23 protein-coding genes and 2 tRNA genes are annotated in these 25,740 nt (G+C 55.0%); 7 read left to right on the top strand and 18 right to left on the bottom strand.

Features of this window, described 5'->3' with window-relative positions:
• Window positions 1-3: 3 nt before the first annotated feature.
• The 7 genes from rffC to trxA form a co-directional block, all read right to left on the bottom strand.
• Window positions 4-681, bottom strand: coding sequence for a dTDP-4-amino-4,6-dideoxy-D-galactose acyltransferase (rffC, locus tag FHW74_RS21440; RefSeq protein ID WP_183172376.1), 678 nt, complete (start codon window positions 679-681; stop codon window positions 4-6).
• 24 nt (window positions 682-705) lie between these two features.
• Window positions 706-1,968 (bottom strand): UDP-N-acetyl-D-mannosamine dehydrogenase, encoded by a 1,263-nt coding sequence (gene wecC, locus FHW74_RS21435; protein ID WP_183172329.1) that lies wholly within the window; start codon window positions 1,966-1,968, stop codon window positions 706-708.
• The gene (gene wecB, locus FHW74_RS21430) at window positions 1,965-3,095 is read right to left on the bottom strand and encodes a non-hydrolyzing UDP-N-acetylglucosamine 2-epimerase (protein ID WP_183172328.1); all 1,131 of its coding nucleotides are present in this window, start codon (window positions 3,093-3,095) and stop codon (window positions 1,965-1,967) included. The genes wecC and wecB overlap by 4 nt, the downstream gene beginning before the upstream one ends.
• Window positions 3,096-3,150: 55 nt before the next feature.
• Entirely contained in the window at window positions 3,151-4,197 is a 1,047-nt protein-coding gene (gene wzzE / locus FHW74_RS21425) for an ECA polysaccharide chain length modulation protein (protein ID WP_183172327.1), read from the bottom strand.
• A gap of 13 nt (window positions 4,198-4,210) precedes the next feature.
• Window positions 4,211-5,314 carry a UDP-N-acetylglucosamine--undecaprenyl-phosphate N-acetylglucosaminephosphotransferase gene (gene wecA, locus FHW74_RS21420; RefSeq protein WP_183172326.1) on the bottom strand — a complete coding sequence of 368 codons (1,104 nt, stop codon included), beginning with the start codon at window positions 5,312-5,314 and terminating at the stop codon, window positions 4,211-4,213.
• A gap of 248 nt (window positions 5,315-5,562) precedes the next feature.
• Window positions 5,563-6,822, bottom strand: a complete 1,260-nt coding sequence (gene rho / locus FHW74_RS21415) for a transcription termination factor Rho (RefSeq protein WP_002437993.1) — start codon at window positions 6,820-6,822, stop codon at window positions 5,563-5,565.
• A 352-nt stretch (window positions 6,823-7,174) separates the two neighbouring features.
• Window positions 7,175-7,504 (bottom strand): thioredoxin TrxA, encoded by a 330-nt coding sequence (trxA, locus tag FHW74_RS21410; RefSeq protein WP_002437994.1) that lies wholly within the window; start codon window positions 7,502-7,504, stop codon window positions 7,175-7,177.
• A gap of 118 nt (window positions 7,505-7,622) precedes the next feature.
• Here trxA and rhlB point away from each other — a divergent pair, with 118 nt between their 5' ends.
• Both rhlB and gppA read left to right on the top strand, forming a co-directional pair.
• Complete coding sequence (rhlB, locus tag FHW74_RS21405; RefSeq protein ID WP_183172325.1) at window positions 7,623-8,891, top strand: ATP-dependent RNA helicase RhlB; 1,269 nt, start codon at window positions 7,623-7,625, stop codon at window positions 8,889-8,891.
• A gap of 5 nt (window positions 8,892-8,896) precedes the next feature.
• Window positions 8,897-10,381 (top strand): guanosine-5'-triphosphate,3'-diphosphate diphosphatase, encoded by a 1,485-nt coding sequence (gppA, locus tag FHW74_RS21400; protein WP_183172324.1) that lies wholly within the window; start codon window positions 8,897-8,899, stop codon window positions 10,379-10,381.
• 24 nt (window positions 10,382-10,405) lie between these two features.
• Here the strand turns inward: gppA and rep are convergent, their stop codons facing one another.
• Complete coding sequence (gene rep, locus FHW74_RS21395; RefSeq protein WP_183172323.1) at window positions 10,406-12,436, bottom strand: DNA helicase Rep; 2,031 nt, start codon at window positions 12,434-12,436, stop codon at window positions 10,406-10,408.
• Between the two features lie 121 nt (window positions 12,437-12,557).
• Between rep and ppiC (FHW74_RS21390) the strand changes: the two genes are divergently transcribed.
• Window positions 12,558-12,839, top strand: coding sequence for a peptidylprolyl isomerase PpiC (gene ppiC / locus FHW74_RS21390; RefSeq protein ID WP_183172322.1), 282 nt, complete (start codon window positions 12,558-12,560; stop codon window positions 12,837-12,839).
• A gap of 47 nt (window positions 12,840-12,886) precedes the next feature.
• On the top strand, window positions 12,887-13,168 hold the full coding sequence (gene ppiC, locus FHW74_RS21385) for a peptidylprolyl isomerase PpiC (RefSeq protein WP_001140255.1): 282 nt from the start codon (window positions 12,887-12,889) through the stop codon (window positions 13,166-13,168).
• A gap of 53 nt (window positions 13,169-13,221) precedes the next feature.
• Here ppiC (FHW74_RS21385) and ilvC read toward each other — a convergent pair whose 3' ends face one another.
• Window positions 13,222-14,697 (bottom strand): ketol-acid reductoisomerase, encoded by a 1,476-nt coding sequence (gene ilvC / locus FHW74_RS21380; RefSeq protein ID WP_183172321.1) that lies wholly within the window; start codon window positions 14,695-14,697, stop codon window positions 13,222-13,224.
• A gap of 150 nt (window positions 14,698-14,847) precedes the next feature.
• Between ilvC and ilvY the strand changes: the two genes are divergently transcribed.
• On the top strand, window positions 14,848-15,738 hold the full coding sequence (gene ilvY, locus FHW74_RS21375) for an HTH-type transcriptional activator IlvY (RefSeq protein ID WP_183172320.1): 891 nt from the start codon (window positions 14,848-14,850) through the stop codon (window positions 15,736-15,738).
• Here the strand turns inward: ilvY and ilvA are convergent.
• From ilvA to ilvL, 6 genes are all read right to left on the bottom strand, one after another.
• Window positions 15,735-17,279 (bottom strand): threonine ammonia-lyase, biosynthetic, encoded by a 1,545-nt coding sequence (gene ilvA, locus FHW74_RS21370; protein WP_183172319.1) that lies wholly within the window; start codon window positions 17,277-17,279, stop codon window positions 15,735-15,737. The two genes, ilvY and ilvA, sit on opposite strands and share 4 nt — an antisense overlap.
• A gap of 2 nt (window positions 17,280-17,281) precedes the next feature.
• Window positions 17,282-19,132: a dihydroxy-acid dehydratase gene (gene ilvD, locus FHW74_RS21365; RefSeq protein WP_183172318.1), complete on the bottom strand. Its 1,851-nt coding sequence runs from the start codon at window positions 19,130-19,132 to the stop codon at window positions 17,282-17,284.
• Window positions 19,133-19,190: 58 nt separating this feature from the next.
• On the bottom strand, window positions 19,191-20,120 hold the full coding sequence (locus FHW74_RS21360; protein WP_125295429.1) for a branched-chain amino acid transaminase: 930 nt from the start codon (window positions 20,118-20,120) through the stop codon (window positions 19,191-19,193).
• A gap of 16 nt (window positions 20,121-20,136) precedes the next feature.
• Entirely contained in the window at window positions 20,137-20,406 is a 270-nt protein-coding gene (gene ilvM / locus FHW74_RS21355; protein ID WP_002438024.1) for an acetolactate synthase 2 small subunit, read from the bottom strand.
• On the bottom strand, window positions 20,403-22,049 hold the full coding sequence (ilvG, locus tag FHW74_RS21350; protein ID WP_183172317.1) for an acetolactate synthase 2 catalytic subunit: 1,647 nt from the start codon (window positions 22,047-22,049) through the stop codon (window positions 20,403-20,405). Before ilvG ends, ilvM begins: the two co-directional genes overlap by 4 nt.
• Before the next feature lie 139 nt (window positions 22,050-22,188).
• Window positions 22,189-22,287 (bottom strand): ilv operon leader peptide, encoded by a 99-nt coding sequence (gene ilvL / locus FHW74_RS21345; RefSeq protein ID WP_183172316.1) that lies wholly within the window; start codon window positions 22,285-22,287, stop codon window positions 22,189-22,191.
• 335 nt (window positions 22,288-22,622) lie between these two features.
• On the opposite strand from ilvL, the gene FHW74_RS21340 reads away from it, so the two are divergent.
• Complete coding sequence (locus tag FHW74_RS21340) at window positions 22,623-24,143, top strand: YifB family Mg chelatase-like AAA ATPase (RefSeq protein WP_183172315.1); 1,521 nt, start codon at window positions 22,623-22,625, stop codon at window positions 24,141-24,143.
• Between the two features lie 25 nt (window positions 24,144-24,168).
• Here FHW74_RS21340 and FHW74_RS21335 read toward each other — a convergent pair whose 3' ends face one another.
• Window positions 24,169-24,507: a DUF413 domain-containing protein gene (locus FHW74_RS21335; RefSeq protein WP_125295425.1), complete on the bottom strand. Its 339-nt coding sequence runs from the start codon at window positions 24,505-24,507 to the stop codon at window positions 24,169-24,171.
• A gap of 119 nt (window positions 24,508-24,626) precedes the next feature.
• Between FHW74_RS21335 and hdfR the strand changes: the two genes are divergently transcribed.
• A complete protein-coding gene (hdfR, locus tag FHW74_RS21330) occupies window positions 24,627-25,448 on the top strand; it encodes an HTH-type transcriptional regulator HdfR (RefSeq protein WP_183172314.1) in 822 nt (273 codons plus the stop codon).
• Window positions 25,449-25,520: 72 nt separating this feature from the next.
• Here hdfR and FHW74_RS21325 read toward each other — a convergent pair.
• Together FHW74_RS21325 and FHW74_RS21320 are read right to left on the bottom strand one after the other, a co-directional pair.
• Window positions 25,521-25,596 (bottom strand) — tRNA-Trp (locus FHW74_RS21325).
• 53 nt (window positions 25,597-25,649) lie between these two features.
• Window positions 25,650-25,726, bottom strand: a tRNA-Asp gene (locus tag FHW74_RS21320).
• Window positions 25,727-25,740 lie beyond the last annotated feature (14 nt).

Here is a 25,740-nt window from a genome sequence, read left to right as displayed (position 1 = left end):
TGTTCACCTGTATAGCCAGTACGCGGCGCTGTCCAGGGTAGCACCGCTTTGAATGTAGCGACGAATGGCGGCACGGTTACCCATTTGGGTCGCCACACGCAACACGTCTGATTGACGAATTTCACACCAGTGGCGCGCGGCATCCATCAGGATGCGCCCTGCGCCATAACCGCCCAGCAAGCCGATACGCGTCTCGCTGTTATTGAGGCAGCGCAGCGTGACGAATCCCCGGATGGCGCCGTCGTCCTCGCGCAGCACCAGGCAGGTATGGTCAAAACTGCCGTTGACGGCATTTTCCACCCACTGCGCGTAAAAGCGCCCGCTGGCGTCAGGGGCGTACCAGGGCGCGCGAAAACGGCTGTTGGCAAACAGCGTGGCCGCCATGGCGCGCAGAGCGGGAATATCTTCTCTCCCCGCAGGCTGAAGGCCGGGATCGGTATTACCGATGCCCACATCCAGCATAAAATCGGCTTCGCCTTCTACCAGTTGAAACTGCAACTGCTGTAGCGCATCCAGCCAGTCCGTGCGCTGCGCAGGCACTTTCGCCTGCACCCGGGACCAGGCGGTCAACTGCGTAGCATCCAGCACCGGCGCGTCATCGCTCAACCGCAGGATGGCGGTATTGATACCAAAGAACCGGCTTTCCCATTCAAGAGCATCAATGCTGGCCTGGATAGTCACGACATCACCCCTGTAAACCACGTTTCATCGCCATACTCCTTTGGTATCGACGATCCACGTTTGTTGAACAGCGCTGGCCTCAATCGCTTTAAACGGCGCATGATCAACCAGCATCACCAGCACATCGGCCTGGGCCAGCGCCTCGTCAATGGCGATCAGCTTACAGTGCGACGCCAGGCTTTCCGGCAACTGATGAATGTTGGGTTCGACCACCAGCGTTTCGCCGCTGTTCCACTGGGCGATTTGGTGGGTAATCTCCATAGCCGGGCTTTCGCGCAAATCATCGATATTGGGTTTAAATGCCAGCCCGAAGCAGGCGATTTTTAGCTCGCTGGCGCGCTTTCCGCTGGCAGCCAGGCAATCGGCCACGGTCGCTTTAACACGGTCAAGCACCCAATGCGGTTTGTAATCGTTCACTTCGCGGGCAGTGCGGATAAGACGCGCCTGCTGCGGATTCTGCGCCACAATAAACCACGGATCGACCGCAATGCAGTGCCCGCCAACGCCTGGGCCAGGCTGCAAAATATTGACGCGCGGGTGACGGTTCGCCAGGCGAATCAGCTCCCACACGTTGATCTCCTGATCGGCGCAAATCAGCGACAGCTCATTGGCAAAAGCGATATTCACATCGCGGAAGCTGTTTTCGGTCAGTTTGCACATTTCAGCAGTGCGGGCGTTGGTAACCACACACTCACCTTCCAGGAAGATGTAATACAGTTCGCTGGCGCGCGCAGAGCATACTGCCGTCATACCACCGACCACGCGGTCGTTTTTAATCAGCTCGACCATCACCTGGCCGGGCAGAACGCGTTCCGGGCAATAGGCGATGTTGATATCCGCATCATCGCCAGCCTGTTGGGGAAAGCTGAGATCCGGGCGTAATGCCGCCAGCCACTGCGCCATTTGCTCGGTAGAACCGACAGGCGATGTGGATTCCAGAATCACCAGGTTTCCTTTGCGCAGCACGGGGGCGATAGATTCCGCCGCAGCCTGCACGTATTTCATATCTGGCTCATGCTCGCCTTTAAACGGCGTCGGCACCGCAATCAGAAACGCATCGGCTTCCTCGGGTTGGGTAGTCGCGCGCAAAAAGCCGCCTTCGACCGCCGCTTTCACGACGCTGCCTAATTCCGGTTCAACAATATGAATTTCACCGCGGTTAATGGTATCAACCGCGCGGGAGCTAATGTCGACACCCACAACATGCTTCTGACGCGATGCGAAGGCGGCGGCGGTTGGCAAACCAATGTATCCCAGCCCAATTACTGAAATAGTGGAGAAACTCATAATGTTATCCGATTGTTTTTTAATGCATGCAAAATGCGAGCGCAGGCTTTTCCATCGCCATAAGGATTATGGGCCTTACTCATAATATGATATTCCCTATCGTCATGCAGAAGACGGGAGACTTCCGCAACAATACGTGTCCTGTCAGTACCGACCAGACGTACCGTGCCTGCTTTGACGGCTTCAGGGCGCTCGGTGGTTTCCCGCATGACCAGCACGGGTTTACCCAGCGAAGGCGCTTCTTCCTGGATGCCGCCTGAATCCGTCAGGATTAGCCAGGCACGATTCATTAGCCAGACAAACGGCAGATAATCCTGCGGTTCGATCAGCGTTACGTTATCGACCTGCCCAAGAATACGGTTCACCGGCTCGCTCACATTCGGATTCAAATGCACCGGATAAACAATTTGTACATCCTGGTTCTGGCGCGCGATTTCCACTAACGCCTCGCAGATATGCTCGAATCCCTGACCAAAACTTTCGCGACGGTGTCCCGTCACCAGGATTAATTTTTTATCGTCACGTAAAAAAGGGTAACGCGACGCCAGATCGCGCTGGCGCGAATCATCCGCAAGGATGCGATCGCGTATTGAAATCAATGCATCAATCACCGTGTTGCCCGTGACGAAAATACGGTTATCCGCCACGTTTTCGCGTAATAAATTCGCGCGCGAGTTTTCGGTTGGCGCGAAGTGATATAACGCCAAACGGCCCGTTAAGGTACGGTTCGCCTCTTCAGGCCACGGCAACCCGAGATCCCCGGTACGTAATCCCGCTTCGACATGCCCCACAGGAATACGCTGATAAAATGCCGCCAGGCTGGTTGCCACGGTCGTGGTGGTGTCGCCATGAACTAACACCACATCGGGTGTAAACTCTTCGAGAACCGGTTTTAATCCCTCCAGTATCCGACAGGTTATCTCCGTTAATCCCTGCCCCGGTTTCATAATGTTGAGATCGTAATCCGGTACGATTGAAAACAAATGCAGTACCTGATCCAGCATCTCCCGGTGCTGTGCGGTTACACAGACCCTGGCATCGAAATACGGGTCTTTTGCCAGCGCGTGTACCAACGGTGCCATTTTGATGGCTTCCGGACGCGTGCCAAAAACGGTTAATACTTTCACAACGCTTCTCTTCCATTAAATCCGCGCGCAGCACTCTACGCGCATTACAAAATGCTTATGCCGGACGACGGCGAGCCAGGGCAACGCCTGCGCCAATAAGTGCGCCAACAGCGCCCCACATAATCATCAGGAATACTCTACGCGGGCTGTCGCGCTTCACAGGCTCCTCTGGCGTTCTCAAATAACGGTAGGTTTGAAAACGAGGATCGAGCGAGGGGCCAACAGTGAGGGTGGTAAGCATCGCCCGATTTTGATCGTAGCTGATGTCAAAGGAGGGCCCGACCGCCTGAAGGTTCTCAAGGCGCGCCTGTAACATCGGACGCCCCAGCATAAACAGCTCTGAATCCGGTAACTCCTCAGCAGGCACCTGAGTCTCGCTGGTGGAAATATTGTGCTGCTGGGCGATTTTTAATGCTTCCTGCACGCTTTGTACTTTGCGGGCATAAATAGCTTTGGCCACGGCTTCCTGACGCTTGACCTGCGCTTTCATTTGGATAGTGCGTGCAGCCCAGGCGCCTTTCAGTTCGTCATTGAGATGGCTGGCGGCACGTTCGCTGGCAAATGCCACGTACTGACGCAGCAGGTTATTGGCGTCCGGCGCGGTTTCCGCGATGAGCTTGACGCTGTCATTCAAATTGCGGGTGAAATCCCCCGCGGTGAACTGGATATTGCCGATCAGTTCATCTAACAGCGCGGCGTCAACTTTACTGTTACCGGCTTTACGCTGCTGGTAGTAATCGGTCTGAAGCCAGAAATCGCGGCGGGTATCCCAGGCGGAAAGCTGCATGATGAATTCTTTATACGCATCATCCATGACCGACGGCTGCTCAACCCCATTAGGATTGGCTTTGACATCTAGATTACGCAGGAACTGTTGCTGCGAGTAGTAGCTGCCCAGCATATTCACGGTTGGCCGATCGGTGATGGCCGTCGCGCTCCACTCCTGGCGCGCGAAAATGGTGTACACCAGCGCGCCGATGATAAACAGCGCGGCAAACCCGACAATCCAGATTTTGCCCACCCAGAACGTGCGGAACAGACCGCGCACGTCCAGTTCATTTTCAACTATCCCCTGTTGTGTGCCTGGCAATTGCTCTTTCATCACTTCCCCAGCTTCATTTGGTTAATGTCGGGTTGTTATCGTTATTTCTGCGCATCCGACGTTTGATGCGCTTGATCAGACGCGCGACTTTCCACGCCCGTTTAATACAGTACCCGTAAAGGAAAAATGCTAGCAAAAACAATGCCAACATCACCCATTCAGGGATAAAATGTGCGTATTCGGAAGCGACACCAATGCCCGCCAGCAGCGCGGCGGCAAGCGTAATCAGTACAAAGGCTTGTCTGGAAGTAAAACCGGCCCGCATGATCAAGTGGTGTATATGCTGGCGGTCCGGCGAGAAAGGGCTCATGCCGCGGCGTAAACGGCGATACATGATCGCGACCATATCCATCAACGGGATGGCGATAATCCACAGCGCGGTGACAGGGCTAATCGGATGGGTCACGCCCTGGGTGGTTTCAAGCAGGATCCAGATAACGGTAAAACCAATCAGCGTACTGCCTGCATCGCCCATAAAGACTTTATAACGGCGGCCCAGCACGCCCAGGTTCAGCAGGATATAGGGGAGAATGGCAGCGATCATGGCGAAGCACCACATCGCGAGACTCAGTTGCCCATCGAACCACAAAATCAGCCCCATGGCGGCAAACGACACGCAGGAAAGACCGCCGAGCAGCCCGTCGATCCCGTCAACCATATTGAAGGCGTTAATAGCGGCCCAGACCGCAAACAGCGTCAGGAAATAGCCGAACGGACCGAGCACCATTTCCCATGAGCCAAAAATGTAGCCCAGACTGCTCATATACAGCCCGCCGAACCACATCATGACGACAGCGATGATGGCCTGTATAAGCGCGCGAATTTTTACGCTGATATCGAAACGATCGTCCAGGGCCCCGACCAGTACCAACACACCGGCGCACGACAAATACAGCATGGCATGAGGGATATAGTAGTCAGCGATGGCGAAAGTAAAGCAGATGCCTGCAAAGACGGAAATTCCGCCCACTAAGGGGATAAGACCCTGGTGGCGTTTGCGGAAGTTGGGCTTATCCACCAATCCAATTTTTTTAGCCACCTTGCGGGCGAAAAAAAGAAAAATGGTTGTGAATAAAAAGATACCGATTAGCTCGGCACCCGAGGTAATTACATTCACAGTGTGCGCTCTCTGCAAAAGATAAGTCCGTTGGAAGTATAACCGCGAAGTCATTGCTTCAGAAGGGCGGTCATGCATCATCCTTGAAAGGGACTATTTATTATTCAGCAAGATAAAGATAGCTAACTCACAGAAGTCACGCGACCTTGGCAGGGAAAAAACCCTGGAGCAAGAGGAAAATTCCGTATCCCAAAAACTATAATGAAAAACGCCACGACAAAGCGTGGCGTTCCCCGAGTTTTTACAACTTAAGAGCGCTTCATCATGTCGAAGAAATCATCGTTAGTCTTCGTCATAGCCAGCTTGTTAATGAGGAATTCCATTGCGTCGATTTCGCCCATCGGGTGAATGATCTTACGCAGGATCCACATTTTCTGCAGCTCTTCCTGAGTCGTGAGCAGCTCTTCTTTACGGGTACCGGAGCGGTTGTAATCAATCGCCGGGAACACGCGTTTTTCAGCAATCTTACGAGACAGGTGCAGTTCCATGTTGCCTGTACCTTTAAATTCTTCGTAGATAACTTCGTCCATTTTAGAGCCGGTATCGATCAGCGCAGTCGCGATGATGGTCAGGCTACCGCCCTCTTCCACGTTACGCGCGGCACCGAAGAAACGCTTCGGACGATGCAGGGCGTTGGCGTCCACACCACCGGTCAACACTTTACCGGAAGCCGGTACCACGGTGTTGTAGGCGCGCGCCAGACGGGTAATGGAGTCGAGCAGAATGATCACGTCTTTCTTGTGCTCAACCAGACGCTTGGCCTTCTCGATAACCATTTCCGCAACCTGAACGTGGCGAGAAGCCGGTTCGTCGAAGGTTGACGCAACCACTTCACCTTTCACCAGACGCTGCATCTCGGTCACTTCTTCCGGACGTTCGTCGATCAGCAACACCATCAGCACACAGTCAGGATGGTTGTAAGCGATGCTCTGGGCGATGTTCTGCAGCAGCATGGTTTTACCGGCTTTTGGCGGCGCCACAATCAGACCACGCTGGCCACGGCCAATCGGCGATGCCAGGTCCAGTACGCGCGCGGTTAAATCCTCGGTAGAGCCGTTACCGCGCTCCATACGCAAACGGGAGTTCGCGTGCAGCGGGGTAAGGTTTTCAAACAGGATTTTGTTGCGGGCGTTTTCGGGTTTGTCGTAGTTGACTTCGTTAACTTTCAGCAGCGCAAAGTAACGCTCGCCTTCTTTCGGCGGGCGAATCTTACCGGAGATGGTATCCCCTGTGCGGAGGTTGAAACGGCGGATTTGGCTGGGAGAAACGTAGATGTCATCGGGACCGGCAAGGTAGGAGCTGTCTGCGGAACGGAGGAAACCAAATCCGTCCTGCAATATCTCCAGCACACCGTCGCCAAAGATATCTTCGCCACTCTTCGCGTGTTGCTTCAGGATGGCGAAAATAATGTCCTGTTTGCGCATACGGGCCAGGTTTTCCAGCCCCATATTTTCGCCGAGAGTAATCAGCTCAGAAACCGGCGTATTCTTTAATTCGGTAAGATTCATAATGGTGGGTTCTTAAACTCGGGGTAAATCTCGAACTTAATGTTGTGAATGGTATGGCAGGAACATCCATGCCTGTTAACGGCCTTCATCTCATGTCTGTTCGTGGCCTGGTTGCAGGAAAGAACGCAGAACTGAAACGACAAGACGGAATGAATGATGAGCCCGGATAATAATCACTTCACGCGGGCTTAAAGGTAGTCTGTCTTTATAGCGCCGGGAAGTATTGGGTATTACAAGATTTAAACTATAAGGCAAGTTCAAACAGCAGTTGATAAACAACTTAGCACGACTATCGCCGGGCGTCCAGCGGTCCGACGTTTTTCGGACCCTGTACGCGCCGGCTAAGAGGCGATTACGCCAGGTTAGCGTCCAGAAACTCTTTCAGCTGACCTTTAGACAACGCACCCACTTTGGTCGCCGCCACTTCGCCGTTCTTGAACAGCAGCAGCGTAGGGATGCCGCGGATACCGTATTTCGGTGCCGTGCCCGGGTTTTGGTCAATGTTCAGCTTGGCAATGGTCAATTTGCCCTGATATTCATCAGCGATTTCATCCAGAATCGGCGCAATCATTTTACAAGGGCCGCACCACTCTGCCCAGAAATCAACAAGAATCAACCCGTCCGCTTTTAGTACATCCGTGTCAAAACTGTCATCGGTCAGGTGAATAATTTTATCGCTCATGTTTTACTCCACAAGATTAGGCCTGGCGTGTTGGTGTAGCATTAACCAACATTAGGTTGACTTTATTTCACCGGATACGCTTTCGTAAAGCAATAGTTAGCTGATATTCTACCACACTATGAGCAAAACACATTTAACAGAACAGAAGTTTGCCGACTTCGCCCTGCACCCCGCGGTGATTGAAGCCCTTGAAAAGAAAGGGTTTCATAATTGCACCCCGATTCAGGCACTCGCACTTCCCCTGACGCTGGCGGGACGTGATGTTGCAGGACAGGCGCAAACCGGTACCGGCAAAACGATGGCGTTTTTAACGTCAACGTTTCATTACCTCCTTTCTAACCCGGCGATCGAAAACCGCCAGGTGAATCAACCGCGCGCGATTATTATGGCGCCGACGCGTGAACTCGCCGTTCAGATTCACTCTGATGCAGAACCGCTTGCGCAATCCACCGGCCTGAAAATTGGCCTGGCTTACGGCGGCGACGGTTACGATAAACAGCTTAAAGTGCTGGAAAGCGGCGTGGATATTCTGATCGGCACCACCGGTCGTTTAATCGACTACGCCAAACAGAACCACATTAATCTGGGCGCAATCCAGGTCGTGGTGCTTGATGAAGCGGATCGCATGTACGATCTCGGCTTTATTAAGGACATTCGTTGGTTGTTCCGTCGCATGCCGCCGGTGACCCAGCGTCTGAATATGCTGTTTTCTGCCACCCTGTCTTATCGCGTGCGTGAACTGGCTTTCGAGCAGATGAACAACGCGGAATATGTGGAAGTCGAACCGGAACAGAAAACCGGCCACCGCATAAAAGAAGAGCTTTTCTATCCGTCCAACGAAGAAAAGATGCGTCTGCTGCAGACCCTTATCGAAGAAGAGTGGCCGGATCGCGCGATTATTTTCGCCAATACCAAACATCGCTGTGAAGATATTTGGGGTCATCTGGCCGCTGACGGTCATCGCGTCGGGCTTTTAACCGGCGACGTGGCGCAGAAAAAACGCCTGCGAATTCTTGATGAATTCACCCGTGGCGACCTGGATATTCTGGTAGCGACCGACGTTGCGGCGCGTGGCTTACACATCCCTGCGGTAACCCATGTGTTCAACTACGATCTGCCGGACGACTGTGAAGATTACGTTCACCGTATTGGCCGTACCGGACGCGCAGGCGCCAGCGGGCACTCCATCAGCCTGGCCTGTGAAGAGTATGCGTTGAACCTGCCGGCCATCGAAAGCTACATCAGCCATTCGATTCCGGTAAGCAAATACAACCCTGATGCACTGCTGACCCAGTTACCGCCGCCGAAGCGCCTGACCCGTGTTCGTTCCGGCAATGGTCCGCGTCGCACGGGTGGCGCGCCCCGAAACCGTCGCCGCACAGGTTAAGTCAGATGCCATCCGCCGCCTCGCTGTATGCAGCTATAGATCTCGGTTCGAATAGTTTTCATATGCTGGTCGTGCGTGAGGTGGCGGGCAGTATCCAGACCCTCACGCGCATCAAACGCAAAGTCCGTCTCGCGGCGGGCTTAAGCAGTGACAACACCCTTTCGCATGATGCTATGGAACGCGGCTGGCAATGTCTGCGGCTGTTCGCCGAGCGTTTACAGGATATTCCCTCCATTCAGGTACGTGCCGTTGCCACCGCCACGCTGCGTCTCGCGGTTAACTCCGCCGAATTCATCGAGAAAGCGCAGCAAATTTTAGGCTGCCCAATCCAGGTGATCAGCGGCGAAGAAGAAGCGCGCTTGATTTACCAGGGCGTGGCGCACACTACGGGCGGCGCGGATCGTCGGCTGGTGGTGGATATTGGCGGCGCCAGCACCGAACTGGTCACTGGCACCGGCGCGCAGGCGACATCCCTGTTCAGCCTGTCGATGGGTTGCGTCACCTGGCTTGAGCGTTTTTTCACTGACCGTAGCCTGACCAAAGAAAATTTCGAGGCTGCCCAACAGGCCGCCAGCGCTGTGTTACAGCCGGTTATCGGCGAGTTGCGAAAACACGGCTGGCAAACCTGTGTCGGGGCATCCGGCACCGTTCAGGCATTGCAGGAAATCATGATGGCGCAGGGCATGGATGAGCGCATTACGCTTGCCAAGCTCGAACAGCTGAAACAGCGCGCCATCCACTGTGGCCGTCTGGAAGAGCTGGAAATCGAAGGGCTGACGCTTGAGCGCGCGCTGGTATTTCCCAGCGGCCTCGCCATTCTGATTGCCATCTTTAAAGAGCTGAATATTGCGTGCATGACGCTGGCGGGCGGTGCGCTGCGTGAAGGGCTGGTCTACGGCATGCTGCACCTGTCGGTGGATCAGGATATTCGCAGCCGCACGCTGCGTAATATTCAGCGCCGGTTTCTGGTGGATACCGAACAAGCGCAACGCGTGTCCCATCTGGCGGAAAAGTTTGTCGCCCAGACGGCAGATGCCTGGCAACTGGATGAACTCAGCAAGGCGATGCTGTATGCCGCCGCGCAACTGCATGAAATAGGCCTGAGCGTTGATTTTAAACAGGCGCCGCTGCACGCCGCATGGCTGGTGAGCAACCTTGATTTGCCAGGCTTCACGCCCGCGCAGAAAAAGCTGCTGTCTACGCTGCTGTTGAATCAAACCAGCCCGGTGGATTTGTCATCGTTGCACCAGCAAAATGCCGTGCCGCCACGCGTGGCCGAGCAACTGTGCCGCCTGTTGCGGCTGTCGATTATGTTCGCCAGCCGCCGCCGCGACGATACATTGCCAACGGTGGATCTATCAGCACAGGGCGATACGCTCACCCTGACCCTGCCGGAAAACTGGTTATCCAGCCATCCGCTTGCCGCCGAATCGCTGGAGCAGGAACAGCTCTGGCAGAGCTATGTTCACTGGCCGTTAGTAATCGCATAACCGTAAGCGTCCTTTGCCGGACGCTTACGCGTTTTTCTCGCCTCGCGCTTTCGCCATCATCGCCTTCAGATTTGCCAGATGACCTTGCCCTTTCTGCATTCGCTCCTGAGGTGACACCACTTTACGCTCCTGCTCCCACATCACGTCGTCCTGGGGCAATTCCAGCAGAAAACGGCTCGGCTCCGGGCGCACTAACTCCCCATACTGGCGACGCTCTTTGCACAGGGTAAACGTCAGTTCTTTCTGGGCGCGGGTGATGCCGACATAAGCAAGACGGCGCTCCTCGTCGACGTTGTCTTCATCAATACTGCTCTGGTGCGGCAACAGCCCCTCTTCCATTCCCACTAAAAAGACATACGGGAATTCCAGACCTTTCGAAGCGTGCAGAGTCATCAGCTGTACCTGATCGAGATCCTCTTCGCTTTCGCCGCGCTCCATCATGTCACGCAGGGTAAAACGAGTGACCACCTGAGTCAGCGTCATCGGCTCCTCAAGTTCTGAGCCTTCCAACATTTCCGTCATCCAGCTAAACAGCTGGTTAACGTTCTTCATGCGCATTTCGGCGGCTTTCTGGCTCGGCGAAGTCTCGTAAAGCCAGGACTCATAATCAATACCGTGGATCAGATCGCGCACCGCCGCCACCGGCTCGCGCTCCGCCAGGCGAGCCACTTCGCCCAGCCAGTGGGTGAAGCGGGTTAAGGATTCGTAACCGCGCCCGGTCAGCGTCTGGCTCAGCCCCATGTCAAAGCTGGCGGTGAACAGACTTTTGTTACGCTGATTCGCCCACTCGCCCAGCTTTTGCAGCGTGGCGGGGCCGATCTCCCGGCGCGGCGTATTCACAATGCGCATAAACGCGCTGTCGTCGTCCGGGTTAGTGAGTACCCGCAAATAGGCTAACAAATCCTTAATTTCTGGACGTGAGAAGAATGAGGTGCCGCCGGAGATGCGATACGGAATGCGGTTTTGCATCAGCAGTTTTTCAAACACTCGCGACTGGTGGTTGCCGCGGTAAAGGATTGCGTAATCCTTGTACTGGGTTTTATTGATAAAGTGATGAGCGATAAGCTCACCCGCCACCCGCTCCGCTTCATGCTCTTCATGATTTGCCAACAGCACTTTCAGTTCAGCCCCGTAACCCAGCTCGGAGAACAGTTTCTTTTCGAATACATGCGGGTTATTGGCGATCAGGATATTCGCCGCTTTCAGGATGCGCCCGGATGAACGGTAGTTTTGCTCCAGTTTGATCACCTGCAACGCGGGGAAATCTTTGCTGAGCAGCACCAGGTTCTGCGGACGCGCGCCGCGCCAGGAGTAGATGGACTGATCATCATCGCCTACCACAGTAAACCGCGCCCGCGCGCCCACCAGCAGTTTTACCATTTCATACTGGCTGGTGTTGGTGTCCTGATACTCATCCACCAGCAAATAGCGGATGCGGTTCTGCCAGCGTTCGCGCACTTCTTCATTACGCTGTAATAGCAGGGTCGGCAGCAGGATCAGATCGTCAAAGTCGAGCACGTTACAGGCTTTAAGGTGCGCGTCGTACAGGCTGTAGCAATGGGCAAAGATGCGGTCGCGTTCGCCTTTGGCCTGCGCAGCCGCCTGGGCCGGGTTAAGCAGATCGTTTTTCCAGTTCGAAATGGTGGACAGCAATTGCTGATACAGCGCTTTATCGTTCTCCACCAGCCCGTCGGTGAGTTCCTTGATCAGCGCCAGCTGGTCGGTATCGTCGAACAGCGAGAAGTTGGCTTTCATGCCCAGGGCTTTGTATTCACGTTTAATGATTTCCAGGCCCAGCGTATGGAAAGTGGAGATCATCAGGCCGCGCGCCTCTTTGCGCCCCAGGGTTTGCGCCACGCGTTCTTTCATCTCGCGCGCCGCTTTGTTAGTAAAAGTCACCGCCGCGATATGTTTGGCCTGATAGCCGCAGCCGCGGATCAGGTGGGCGATTTTATTGGTGATCACGCGCGTCTTACCGGAGCCCGCGCCCGCCAGCACCAGGCAGGGGCCGGTGACGAATTCGACAGCGTGTTGTTGACCGGGGTTTAAACGCATGATAGTTGCTCAATCTTCGAACGGGGGAGGGATTGTAGCAAAAGCGGAACGAGGAATTAACGGCAATCCGGTCAGGGAATGGTAAAGTGAAGACAAGCGAATGACTTCCCGGAGATTAATTATGGCAAGAACCGCAGCGGCCCTGCATATCCTCGTCAAGACCGAAAAACTGGCGCTGGAGATCATGCAAAAACTCGAGCGCGGCGTCAGTTTTGATACCCTGGCGAAACGCTACTCCAGCTGCCCCTCCGGGCGCAACGGCGGCAATCTGGGCGAGTTCAGCAAAGGCGCGATGGTCGCTCCCTTTGACCAGGCGGTGTTCAGTTGCCCGCTGTTAAAGCCATTCGGACCGGTGAAAACAAAATTTGGCTATCACGTCATTAAGGTGTTGTATCGCCATTAAGGATCGCTACTATAGCCGCCGTAATCCCTATGACTTAAGGCACCCACATGGCTAAAACAGCGGCAGCACTGCACATTCTGGTTAAAGAAGAAAAACTGGCTCTGGATCTGCTGGAGCAGATTAAAAACGGCGGCGATTTCGAGAAGCTGGCGAAGAAACACTCCATTTGCCCGTCAGGCAAAAAAGGCGGGCATTTAGGCGAATTCCGCCAGGGCCAGATGGTACCGGCGTTCGATAAAGTGGTGTTCTCCTGCCCGGTACTGGAGCCGACCGGCCCGCTGCACACCCAGTTCGGTTACCACATCATCAAGGTGCTGTACCGTAACTAGTCAAAAAGCCCGGTGAATTTCATTCACCGGGCTTTTTTTGTCGTATTGGAGTTCTATCCTGCAACAGCGATGCGTTTCATATCCGTCATATACCCACGCAGTTTCTGGCCCACTTTTTCGATTTCGTGGCTGCGGATGGCGTCGTTCACGTCACGCAACTGCGCGTTGTCTACCGCGCCTTCGGCAATGGCTTTACCCAGGTCACCCGGCTGCAGCGTGGTCATAAACTCTTTCAGCAACGGCACACAAGCGTAAGAGAACAGGTAGTTACCGTATTCGGCGGTATCGGAAATCACCACGTTCATTTCATACAGGCGCTTACGGGCGATAGTGTTGGCGATCAGCGGCAGCTCGTGCAGTGATTCATAGTATGCGGATTCTTCGATGATGCCGGAATCCACCATGGTTTCGAATGCCAGCTCAACGCCCGCTTTTACCATTGCGATCATCAGTACGCCTTTATCGAAGTACTCCTGTTCGCTGATTTTGCCTTCATACTGCGGCGCGGTTTCGAACGCGGTTTTGCCGGTCTCTTCACGCCAGGTCAGCAGTTTCTTATCGTCGTTCGCCCAGTCCGCCATCATGCCGGAGGAGAACTCGCCGGAGATGATGTCGTCCATGTGTTTCTGGAACAGCGGCGCCATGATTTCTTTCAGCTGTTCAGACAGCGCATAAGCGCGCAGTTTCGCCGGGTTAGACAGGCGATCCATCATCAGGGTGATACCGCCCTGCTTCAGCGCTTCGGTGATAGTTTCCCAGCCGAATTGAATCAGTTTTTCCGCATAAGCCGGGTCGGTGCCCTCTTCCACCAGCTTGTCGAAGCACAGCAGAGAGCCGGCCTGCAACATACCGCACAGAATGGTCTGCTCACCCATCAGGTCAGATTTCACTTCCGCAACGAAGGAAGATTCCAGTACGCCCGCACGGTGACCGCCAGTGGCCGCAGCCCAGGCTTTAGCAATCGCCATGCCTTCGCCTTTCGGATCGTTTTCCGGGTGAACGGCGATCAGGGTCGGTACGCCGAAACCGCGTTTGTACTCTTCGCGCACTTCGGTACCCGGGCACTTCGGCGCAACCATCACCACGGTGATGTCTTTACGGATCTGCTCGCCCACTTCAACAATGTTGAAGCCGTGAGAGTAGCCCAGCGCCGCGCCGTCTTTCATCAACGGCTGAACGGAACGCACCACGTCGGAGTGCTGTTTGTCCGGCGTCAGGTTTACCACCAGGTCCGCCTGCGGGATCAGTTCTTCATACGTGCCTACCGCAAAACCGTTTTCGGTAGCTTTACGCCAGGAAGCGCGTTTTTCCGCGATAGCTTCTTTACGCAGGGCGTAGGAGATATTCAGACCGGAGTCGCGCATGTTCAGGCCCTGGTTCAGACCCTGCGCGCCACAACCGACGATGACCACTTTTTTACCCTGAAGATAGCTTGCGCCATCGGCAAATTCGTCGCGGCCCATAAAGCGACATTTACCCAGTTGCGCCAGCTGCTGGCGCAGGTTCAGTGTGTTGAAATAGTTAGCCATGGTAAAACCTCGTGATGTTGTGGTGCTTATTGTTCGGTTCGCTATCGAGCGAGAATGTACCCACATTACAACAGGAAATTTATTGCGGAAATTGATATATTCACAACGTCACATTGCAATTTCTGCAACGTCAAACCGGGAGTGCCGCCTGTGGATTTACGCGATCTTAAAACCTTCCTGCATCTGGCGGAAAGCCGCCATTTTGGCCGCAGCGCCCGGGCGATGCACGTCAGCCCTTCCACGCTCTCCCGGCAGATCCAGCGGCTGGAAGAGGATCTCGGCCAGGCGCTGTTTGTGCGTGATAACCGCACCGTGACGTTAACTGAAGCCGGAGAATCGCTGCGCGTCTTCGCCCAGCAAACGCTGCTGCAATACCAACAACTGCGCCACACCATCGATCAGCAAGGGCCGTCGCTCTCCGGCGAACTGCATATTTTCTGCTCGGTCACCGCCGCGTATAGCCATCTGCCGCCGATCCTTGACCGGTTTCGCGCCGAGCATCCTTCCGTGGAAATTAAGCTCACCACAGGTGATGCCGCCGACGCGATGGAAAAAGTGGTTACAGGCGAAGCCGATCTGGCGATTGCCGGCAAGCCGGAAATCCTGCCCGGCGCGGTGGCCTTCTCGATGCTGGAAAATCTGGCGGTGGTGCTGATCGCCCCGGCGCTTCCCTGTCCGGTGCGCAATCAAATATCGGTTGATAATCCCGACTGGTCGACGGTGCCGTTTATCATGGCCGATCAGGGGCCGGTGCGCCGCCGCATCGAACTTTGGTTCCGGCGCAATAAAATCAGCAATCCGTCGATATACGCCACGGTTAGCGGCCATGAAGCGATGGTGTCGATGGTGGCGCTTGGCTGCGGCGTGGCGCTGCTGCCGGAAGTGGTGATGGAAAATAGCCCGGAACCGGTGCGTAATCGCGTGATGATTTTAGAGCGCAGCGATGAGAAAACGCCGTTTGAGCTTGGCGTATGCGCACAAAAAAAGCGGCTGCATGAGCCGCTTATTGATGCGTTCTGGACGCTACTGCCGAACCACTAACCCGCCAAAAAGAACCTGAACGCAGGGTTATTGGTTTCGTCGTGACAATCATAACCCAGTTCATTCAGCCGGGTTTCGAAATCCGGCTCGTGATCGCCCAGCTCAAACGCGGCCAGCACGCGGCCATAGTCGGTACCGTGGCTGCGGTAGTGGAACAGCGAAATATTCCAGTGGGTGCCAAGCGTTTGTAAAAACTTCAGCAGCGCGCCCGGCGATTCCGGGAATTCAAAACTGTACAATCGCTCATGAAGCGGGCGCGATGGCCGTCCGCCAACCATATAGCGAACATGCAGTTTCGCCATCTCATCGTCAGACAGATCGACAACCGCATAGCCGCCATCGGCCAGCATCTTGATGATCTCGCTACGCTCTTCCAGCCCACGATTTAACCGTACGCCGACAAAAATGCAGGCGTCTCTGGCATCCGCGAAACGGTAATTAAATTCGGTCACCGAACGCCCGCCGAGCAACTGGCAGAACTTCAGGAAGCTGCCTTTCTCTTCCGGGATGGTCACCGCCAGCAGGGCTTCGCGCTGTTCACCCAGTTCACAACGTTCGGAAACGTAGCGCAGGCCATGGAAATTAACGTTCGCCCCGGACAGGATATGCGCCAGCCGTTCGCCGTGAATGTTGTGCTGCTGGATATACTTTTTCATGCCTGCCAGCGCCAGCGCGCCAGACGGCTCCGCCACGGCGCGCACATCCTCAAACAGGTCTTTCATCGCCGCGCAGATGGCGTCGCTGTCTACCGTCACAATGTCATCCAGATACTCCTGGCAAACCCGGAAGGTTTCGTCGCCGATGCGCTTAACCGCCACGCCTTCAGCGAACAGCCCAACGCGCGGTAAATCTACCGGCTTACCGGCATCCAGCGCGGCTTTCAGGCAGGCGGAATCTTCCGCTTCCACCGCGATCACTTTGATCTGCGGCATCAGCTGTTTGATCAACACCGCTACGCCCGCCGCCAGGCCGCCGCCGCCCACCGGAACAAATACCCGGTCGATATGCGCATCCTGTTGAAGCAGTTCCAGCGCCAGCGTGCCCTGCCCGGCAATGACTGCCGGATGGTCGAACGGCGGCACATAGGTGAAACCCTGCTGGGTAGACAGCTCAATCGCTTTGGCTTTGGCTTCGTCGAAATTCGCGCCGTGCAGCAGCACTTCGCCGCCGAAACCGCGCACCGCGTCCACTTTGATATCCGCAGTGCTTACCGGCATCACAATCAGCGACTTTAGCCCGAGGCGTGACGAGGAGAGCGCGACGCCCTGGGCATGGTTGCCGGCAGAGGCCGTCACCACGCCGCGAGATTTTTGCTCGTCGGTAAGATTCGCCATCATGGCGTACGCGCCGCGCAGCTTAAAGCTATGAACCGGCTGGCGATCTTCCCGCTTCACCAGAATCACGTTGCCCAGCCGGGATGACAGTTTTTCCATCTTTTGCAGCGGAGTCACCTGCGCCACTTCATAAACCGGCGAGCGCAGCACCGCGCGTAGATACTCCGCCCCGCAAGGGGCGGCAGGTAGGGGTTGGACGTCAGCCATGATTAACCCCCAAGTTTAGATTTATCGCGCACCGCGCCTTTATCCGCGCTGGTGGCCAGGCTTGCGTAGGCACGCAAGGCGAAAGAAACCTGACGCTCGCGGTTACGCGGCGTCCAGGCCTGCTCGCCGCGCGCTTCCTGAGCTTCACGGCGGGCGGCCAGATCGCGGTCGCTGACCTGCAACTGAATGTCACGGTTCGGGATGTCGATGGCAATCAGATCGCCGTCTTCAATCAGACCGATCGCGCCGCCGCTGGCCGCTTCCGGGGAAACGTGGCCGATAGACAGGCCGGAAGTCCCGCCAGAGAAACGCCCGTCGGTGATCAGCGCGCAGGCTTTGCCGAGCCCCATGGATTTCAGGTAAGTGGTCGGATAGAGCATCTCCTGCATACCCGGCCCGCCTTTCGGCCCTTCATAGCGGATAACCACCACGTCGCCCGCCACCACTTTGCCGCCGAGGATCGCTTCTACCGCGTCATCCTGGCTTTCGTAAACTTTTGCCGGGCCGGTGAATTTGAGAATGCTGTCGTCCACGCCTGCGGTTTTCACGATACAGCCGTTTTCTGCAAAGTTGCCGTACAGCACCGCCAGACCGCCGTCCTGGCTATAAGCGTGCTCCAGCGAGCGGATGCAGCCGTCCTGACGGTCAGTATCCAGTGAATCCCAACGGCAGGACTGAGAGAACGCCTGGGTCGTGCGGATGCCCGCCGGGCCTGCGGAGAACATGCTTTTCACCGCATCGTCTTTGGTCAGCATGATGTCGTAGCGATCGAGGGTTTCCGGCAGGGTCAGCCCCAGCACGTTAAATACGTCGCGATTCAACAGGCCGGCGCGGTCGAGTTCGCCCAGGATGCCCAGAACGCCGCCCGCACGGTGTACGTCTTCCATATGGTATTTCTGGGTGCTCGGCGCGACCTTACACAACTGCGGCACTTTGCGCGACAGCTTATCGATATCGCTCATCGTGAAATCAATTTCCGCTTCCTGCGCCGCCGCCAGCAGGTGCAGTACCGTGTTGGTGGAGCCGCCCATGGCGATATCCAGCGTCATGGCGTTTTCAAACGCGGCTTTGTTGGCGATGTTGCGCGGCAGCGCGCGGGCATCGTCCTGCTCGTAATAGCGTTTGGTTAACTCAACGATACGTTTACCGGCGCTCAGGAATAGTTCTTTGCGATCGGAGTGGGTCGCCAGCAGCGAGCCGTTACCCGGCTGCGACAGGCCCAGCGCCTCGGTCAGGCAGTTCATAGAGTTAGCGGTAAACATACCGGAACAGGAGCCGCAGGTCGGGCACGCCGAACGCTCAACCTGCTCGCTCTGTTCGTTGCTGACTGTCGGGTCTGCGCCCTGGATCATGGCATCGACCAGGTCCAGCTTGATGATTTTGTCGGAGAGCTTGGTTTTGCCCGCTTCCATCGGCCCACCGGAAACGAAAATCACCGGGATATTCAGGCGCAGCGAGGCCATCAGCATCCCCGGGGTGATTTTATCGCAGTTAGAAATGCACACCATCGCATCGGCGCAGTGAGCATTCACCATATACTCCACCGAGTCGGCAATCAGTTCGCGGGACGGCAGTGAATAAAGCATGCCGCCGTGGCCCATGGCGATGCCATCATCCACGGCAATGGTATTAAACTCTTTTGCGACACCGCCTGCGGCTTCGATTTGCTCGGCAACCAGTTTGCCCAAATCGCGCAGGTGCACATGGCCCGGCACGAACTGGGTAAACGAGTTCACCACCGCGATAATCGGCTTACCGAAGTCAGCGTCGGTCATGCCGGTGGCGCGCCATAATGCGCGGGCACCCGCCATATTGCGGCCGTGGGTGGTGGTGGCGGAACGGTACTTAGGCATGCTTTAGTTACTCCCATCTTTCTGTTAAATGGGACGGTACGAGCCGTCCCATTTTTAATTATGAATTTACCTGATCCAACCAGCCCCATTTATCCTCGGTTTCACCGGTGAAGAGGCCAAAGAATGCTTGCTGAATACGTTTGGTAACCGGGCCACAACGGCCTTCGCCGACCTGGATGCCGTCCACGCTGCGTACCGGCGTGATTTCTGCGGCGGTGCCAGACATGAAGACTTCGTCGGCCAGGTATAGCGATTCGCGGGACAGCACCTGCTCGCGCACTTCGATACCCAGATCTTGCGCCAGTTTGATGATCGCGTCACGGGTGATGCCCGGCAGTGCAGAAGAGGTGAACGGCGGGGTAAACAGAATGCCGTCTTTCACTTCAAACAGGTTTTCGCCTGCGCCTTCGGAGATATAACCGTTCACATCCAGCGCGATCCCTTCCTGGTAACCGTGGCGACGCGCTTCGCTGCCGACCAGCAGAGAGGAAAGGTAGTTGCCACCCGCTTTCGCGGCGGTCGGGATAGTGTTCGGCGCAACGCGGTTCCAGGAAGAGACCATCGCGTCAATGCCCTGCTCCAGGGCTTCAGCGCCCAGATACGCGCCCCACGGGAACGCTGCGATAATCACATCGGTGGTGTATCCCGGAGGTGGGTTTACGCCCATACCCACATCGCCGACGAACACCAGCGGACGAATGTAAGCGCTCACCAGATTGTTTTTACGGATCACCTGGCGGCAGGCTTCCATCAGCTCGTCCACGCTCTGGGTGACCGGGAAGCGATAGATTTTTGCCGAGTCACGCAGACGCTGCATGTGCTCGCGATGACGAAAAACCACCGGGCCTTTATGGGAGTCGTAGCAACGGATACCTTCAAAGACTGACGTACCATAGTGCAGCGCATGAGACATCACGTGAACCTTCGCCTCACCCCACGGAACCATCTCACCGTTGAACCAGATATAATCAGCTTTCTTCGTCGTCATTTTTCTTCCTTTGCGCTTATGCGCGAATTTGTTGTGATAATGAGTGATGTGTTTCTTGCTGGATCTCGACATAAGCGACATCGACCAGCTTACTAAGCTGACTAAACAGTAATTCGACAGGGCGAAGGCTGGCAACGGTCAATTCAATATTTATATTTTCGGCGTTGCCTGCCGTCGCCATGTTCATGGAACAGATTTCGAAACCGCGATGGCGAACCACGCGGATCACGCGTTCCAGCGTCTCGGGACGAAAACGCGCCTGTACCGCCAGTTGATGTTGCATCATGATAATTTCTCCAGCATTTGTGAGTTACTGGCACCCGGCGGTACCAGCGGCCAGACGTTTTCCAGTTCATCGATTGAGACGTGAAGCAGATACGGCCCTTCGCTGGTTAACATTTCGTTAAGCGCGGCCTCTACCTGGTCTTTGCGGGTGATGTGCTGGCCAGGTATGCCGAAGGCGCGGGCCAACATTAAAAAATCGGGGTTATCGGTCAGGGTGGTTTCACTGTAACGCTCGGCGAAGAACAACTGCTGCCACTGGCGAACCATGCCTAAACGCTGGTTATCCAGTAACACGATTTTCAACGGCAACTGCTTTCGCTTCACCGTGCCTAACTCCTGGACGTTCATCATGAACGATCCGTCACCGGATACGCAGATCACCATATCGTCCGGACGCGCTACCTGCGCGCCGACCGCAGCCGGCAAGCCGAATCCCATCGTACCCAGACCACTTGACGTGATGAAATTTTCCGGGCGGCTAAAGGACATATGCTGCGCGGCCCACATCTGGTGCTGACCAACATCGGTGGTGACCACGCTATCCTGCGGTTTACGCTCAGAGAGCTGTTTTAACAACAGCGGCGCGTAGATGGCGTCGCCCGGATGGTCGTAACGCCAGGCGTGCTCCGCGCACAGCGCGCTGACTTCTTCACGCCAGGCCTCGATGGCTAACGGTGTTTGCAAAGCAGGCAGTAAGTGATTCAGTGAGCCCTGTAAAGCGACATGCGCCTGACGCAGTTTGTTCATCTCCGCCGGGTCGATATCCATATGGATGACCTTAGCGTGCGGCGCGAAGGTGTTCAGTTTGCCGGTTACGCGGTCATCGAAACGCGCGCCCACGGCGATCAGCAGGTCACACGCCTGCACCGCCAGATTGGCTGCTTTGGTGCCGTGCATGCCCAGCATCCCTACATAACCCGGATAATCAGCAGGCACCGCGCCCAGGCCTTTCAGCGTGACGGTGGCGGGCATCATGGTGACGGCTAAAAATTCACGTAACGCGGGAACGGCCTGCGCCATCCCTACCCCGCCGCCCACGTAAACCATCGGCTTTTTCGCCTGGTTCAACATGGCGCGCGCCTGTTCCAGCTCGGCATGAGGCAATTCAAAGGTATCTTCAACCGTCGCCAGACAGGGCTCGAGATCGCCGCTGGCGATTTGGATGTCTTTAGGAATATCAACCAGAACCGGGCCTGGACGGCCTGAATTCGCGATTTCAAAGGCTTCGGCGATGACGTGCGGCAACGCTTCTAAGGACTCAACAAGGAAGCTGTGCTTGGTGCATGCCAGCGAAAGACCCAGCACATCCACCTCCTGAAACGCGTCGGTGCCAATCAGCGGGGAAGCGACCTGCCCGGTGATGGCCACAACGGGAACGGAATCCAGTAACGCATCCGCTAAGCCGGTGATTAAGTTGGTGGCGCCAGGGCCAGAAGTGGCGATGCAAACGCCTGTTTTACCGGTCGAACGCGCATAGCCGATAGCGGCCATGGCAGCCCCCTGCTCGTGGCGGCACAGTAAATGCTCGACGCCTCCGTCATATAACGCATCGTACACGGGCATTATCGCGCCACCAGGGTAGCCGAAAACCGTATCCACTCCCTGAGCCCGCAAAGCATGTACCACCCACTGAGCACCATTCATAGTTATTCTTCCGTCTCAGAATCAGGCAAACAGGATTTTATGCTAAAACACATCATTTACCCCTAATCACCATTCGTTAGTTAATAAAAAACCCCCGGACCTTTCGGTGCGGGGGTTCTCGTTGATTCAGGCTTGATTTTTAAGCCTTTCTTTCTCCAAGTGCAGCCCCGCACGTTGGGATAATAATCACCACCACGCTAATCACGACTAGGCTAATCACTCGTAGAAGGGCTGTCATTTTGGTTATTTCTTACATCGTAATCGAAGGAATACCTAAAGAGTTACCATAGAGCGGGTTCAACATACAACAAATTTTTACAGTTCGTTTTTTTGCCTTCGGATGAAATCCACAGGAAGCTGCTGTTTTTTATCATTAAAATTCCAGATGAATTTTTTTCAGTAATGACGAGATCCTCACAGTATTTGGCTGGTTTTTGATTGTGCAGCCTCTCTTCCAAATTCAATGTCAAATATGAAAACCGCATATAAAGCCTGGAATGACGCTCGTAAATTCACCAATCGTGATTTTTGCTATGACGAACTGACTGACAAAATCTTCTCACTGGAGGAGCTATGTCGTTATCAGTCATCTATACACGTGCAGCGTTAGGCGTCACCGCCCCGCTGGTAACGGTTGAAGTCCATATCAGCCAGGGATTACCCGGGCTCACCATTGTTGGTCTACCTGAAACTACTGTAAAAGAGGCCAGAGATCGCGTCCGTAGCGCCTTAATTAACAGCGGTTATACCTTTCCGGCACGCAAAATCACTATTAACCTCGCCCCGGCGGATCTCCCCAAGCAAGGAGGACGATACGATTTACCTATCGCTATCGCGCTGCTGGCGGCGTCTGAGCAGCTTAAGGCTCAATATCTGGAGTGTTACGAGTTTGTTGGTGAACTTGCGCTTACAGGGGCGCTGAGGGGCGTTCCCGGCGCAATCTGTGCCGCAATGGAAGCCCTGAGCGCTGGCAGGAAGATTATTGTCTCGCAGGATAACGCCCAGGAGGTCGGGCTGATTCAGGGAGAAGGCTGTCTGCTTGCCCAACATCTACAGCAGGTCTGCGCTTTTCTGGAGGGCAAAACCGAACTGGCTACCCCTTGTATAGCGCCAGCCGCTGCGCCGTTGATAACGGGCGATATCAGTGAAGTCGTCGGTCAGCAGCAGGGTAAACGCGCGCTCGAGATCACGGCTACGGGTGGCCATAATTTACTGTTTATCGGCCCACCCGGTACGGGTAAAACCATGCTGGCCAGCCGGCTCAACGGCCTATTGCCGATATTAAGCGACCGGGAGGCGCTGGAGAGCGCGGCTATCCATAGCCTCGTCAATCCGTTGACGATCCATCAACAGTGGCGTCAGCGGCCGTTCCGGGCTCCACATCACAGCGCATCGTTAACGGCGATGGTAGGCGGCGGCACGATCCCGTTGCCAGGAGAAATTTCACTGGCCCATAACGGTGTGCTGTTCCTTGACGAGTTGCCAGAATTCGAGCGGCGCGTACTGGACGCGCTGAGAGAGCCGATTGAGTCCGGCATGATTCATATTTCACGGACGCGCGCCAAAGTCAGCTATCCGGCCCGGTTTCAGCTTATCGCCGCCATGAACCCCAGCCCAACGGGGCATTATCAGGGTAATCATAACCGCTGCACGCCGGAACAGACCCTACGCTATCTCGGGAGGCTATCAGGGCCGTTCCTCGACCGTTTTGATATGTCGTTGGAGATCCCCCTTCCGCCGCCGGGCATGTTAAGCCAGCGTAATTTACCCACGGAAAGCAGCGCTGTGGTACGTGCCCGGGTACAACGGGTTCAGGAGCGGCAATATCAACGCCAGGGGAAGTTAAATGCGCAGTTGGACAACCATGACATCAATATCTTTTGCGAATTATGCCCTGAAGATGCGGTCTGGATGGAAGGGATATTAACCGCGCTGGGCCTTTCAACTCGCGCCTGGTTCCGGCTGTTGCGGGTCGCCAGGACAATCGCCGATATGTCTGAATCGCAGGCTATTCTCCGCGAGCATATCCTTGAAGCGTTGTCCTATCGCGCAATCGACAGAATGCTGGTACATCTGCAAAAGATGCTGACATAAAAAAGGGGCTTATCGCCCCCTGTTGTTAATCATCGCTCTCAGTGTAGTCTTCCACGCCTTCCATCTGCGGCTTGCCGCCAGACAAGGTATGGAAACGTTTGGGGCGTTTGATACGCGTCATGTACTTACTCCACACGCGCTCAGCTTCTGTTGCAGGCTCACGCTCACCACGGCAAACAGCGACGAATTGCTTCTCTTCGTCGGTCGCGGGTTCGCGTTTACCTAAATCCAGTTCGTTGAACGCATAACCACAACGCTCCAACAACTGCGCTTCTTTGATCGTGAAATCACCATGGCGAGAGAACCCGCGCGGATAATATTTATTGTCGAAAAATCGATTAGTCGTCGTAAAGCTTTCCGCCATCCTACACGCTCCTAATTCTCTTGGCCGAGCTATTTATGGCGCGGAGTATTAGTTACGCTTGACAGAGCGTCAAACAAAACATTTAAATCATAACGACAAAAAATTTTGCGGAGAGAGATGTGGATACTGACTTGCTTAAAACCTTCCTCGAAGTCAGCAGAACTCGCCATTTTGGCCGCGCAGCAGAAGCGCTTTACCTGACGCAATCAGCAGTTAGCTTTCGTATCCGTCAGTTAGAAAATCAGCTGGGTGTGAATCTTTTTACCCGCCATCGTAACAACATTCGGCTGACCACCGCGGGAGAAAAATTACTGCCCTATGCCGAGAATTTGATGAGTACCTGGCAAGCGGCGAAAAAAGAAGTGGCGCATACCACCCGGCATAATGAATTATCGATTGGTGCCAGCTCGTCGTTATGGGAATGCATGCTGACCGACTGGCTGACGCGCCTGTACGGGACTTACAGTAATCTCCAGTTCGAGGCCCGGATCGCTCAGCGTCAGTCGCTGGTTAAGCAGTTGCATGAACGTCAACTGGATCTTCTCATTACGACTGAAGCGCCAAAAATGGATGAGTTTTCCAGCCAGTTGCTGGGGCATTTCTCGCTGGCTCTGTATGCTTCTGTGCCCGACAAAAAACGCGCTGAATTAAGCTATCTGCGGCTGGAATGGGGGCCGGATTTTCAACAGCATGAGGCTGGCCTGATTACGCAGGATGATATTCCGTTTTTGACAACCAGTTCCGCTGAGATCACCCGCAAAATGCTGTCGCAACTCAACGGTTGCACCTGGTTGCCTGTGGCCTGGGCTGCAGATAAAAAAGATCTCTTTGCGGTGGCAGATTCCACAACGCTATCTCGCCCACTGTATGCAATCTGGTTGCAGAATAGTGATAAGCAACAATGGATTAAAGAATTGCTGAAAGCGCCAATTATTATCTGATTGGCCGAAAAGTTATCGATGAGCGTGGAAAAAAAGCAAAAAAAATCCTTAGCCGAAGCTAAGGATTATATCTGGCAGGGGCGGAGAGACTCGAACTCGCGACACCCGGTTTTGGAGACCGGTGCTCTACCAACTGAGCTACGCCCCTATATTTTTTTATCACTAAGCCTGCTAAGTTAGCAGGCTTAATTTTTTAATAAGTGGCGGAACGGACGGGACTCGAACCCGCGACCCCCTGCGTGACAGGCAGGTATTCTAACCGACTGAACTACCGCTCCACCGAATTTTTCTA

The organism is Atlantibacter sp. RC6 (assembly GCF_014193285.1).
GTDB lineage: Bacteria > Pseudomonadota > Gammaproteobacteria > Enterobacterales > Enterobacteriaceae > Atlantibacter.
This window is presented reverse-complemented; position numbering and strand designations above follow the sequence as displayed.

Coding starts and splice junctions, on each gene's coding strand:
- ilvD (WP_183172318.1), bottom strand. CDS start 19,132: ATGCCTAAGTACCGTTCCGCCACCACCACCCACGGCCGCAATATGGCG.
- ilvA (WP_183172319.1), bottom strand. CDS start 17,279: ATGGCTGACGTCCAACCCCTACCTGCCGCCCCTTGCGGGGCGGAGTAT.
- rep (WP_183172323.1), bottom strand. CDS start 12,436: ATGCGTTTAAACCCCGGTCAACAACACGCTGTCGAATTCGTCACCGGC.
- rho (WP_002437993.1), bottom strand. CDS start 6,822: ATGAATCTTACCGAATTAAAGAATACGCCGGTTTCTGAGCTGATTACT.
- wzzE (WP_183172327.1), bottom strand. CDS start 4,197: ATGAAAGAGCAATTGCCAGGCACACAACAGGGGATAGTTGAAAATGAA.
- gppA (WP_183172324.1), top strand. CDS start 8,897: ATGCCATCCGCCGCCTCGCTGTATGCAGCTATAGATCTCGGTTCGAAT.
- FHW74_RS21335 (WP_125295425.1), bottom strand. CDS start 24,507: ATGGCGGAAAGCTTTACGACGACTAATCGATTTTTCGACAATAAATAT.
- ilvG (WP_183172317.1), bottom strand. CDS start 22,049: ATGAATGGTGCTCAGTGGGTGGTACATGCTTTGCGGGCTCAGGGAGTG.
- ilvL (WP_183172316.1), bottom strand. CDS start 22,287: ATGACAGCCCTTCTACGAGTGATTAGCCTAGTCGTGATTAGCGTGGTG.
- rhlB (WP_183172325.1), top strand. CDS start 7,623: ATGAGCAAAACACATTTAACAGAACAGAAGTTTGCCGACTTCGCCCTG.
- FHW74_RS21340 (WP_183172315.1), top strand. CDS start 22,623: ATGTCGTTATCAGTCATCTATACACGTGCAGCGTTAGGCGTCACCGCC.
- wecC (WP_183172329.1), bottom strand. CDS start 1,968: ATGAGTTTCTCCACTATTTCAGTAATTGGGCTGGGATACATTGGTTTG.
- ppiC (WP_183172322.1), top strand. CDS start 12,558: ATGGCAAGAACCGCAGCGGCCCTGCATATCCTCGTCAAGACCGAAAAA.
- ilvM (WP_002438024.1), bottom strand. CDS start 20,406: ATGATGCAACATCAACTGGCGGTACAGGCGCGTTTTCGTCCCGAGACG.
- ilvC (WP_183172321.1), bottom strand. CDS start 14,697: ATGGCTAACTATTTCAACACACTGAACCTGCGCCAGCAGCTGGCGCAA.
- trxA (WP_002437994.1), bottom strand. CDS start 7,504: ATGAGCGATAAAATTATTCACCTGACCGATGACAGTTTTGACACGGAT.
- FHW74_RS21360 (WP_125295429.1), bottom strand. CDS start 20,120: ATGACGACGAAGAAAGCTGATTATATCTGGTTCAACGGTGAGATGGTT.
- ppiC (WP_001140255.1), top strand. CDS start 12,887: ATGGCTAAAACAGCGGCAGCACTGCACATTCTGGTTAAAGAAGAAAAA.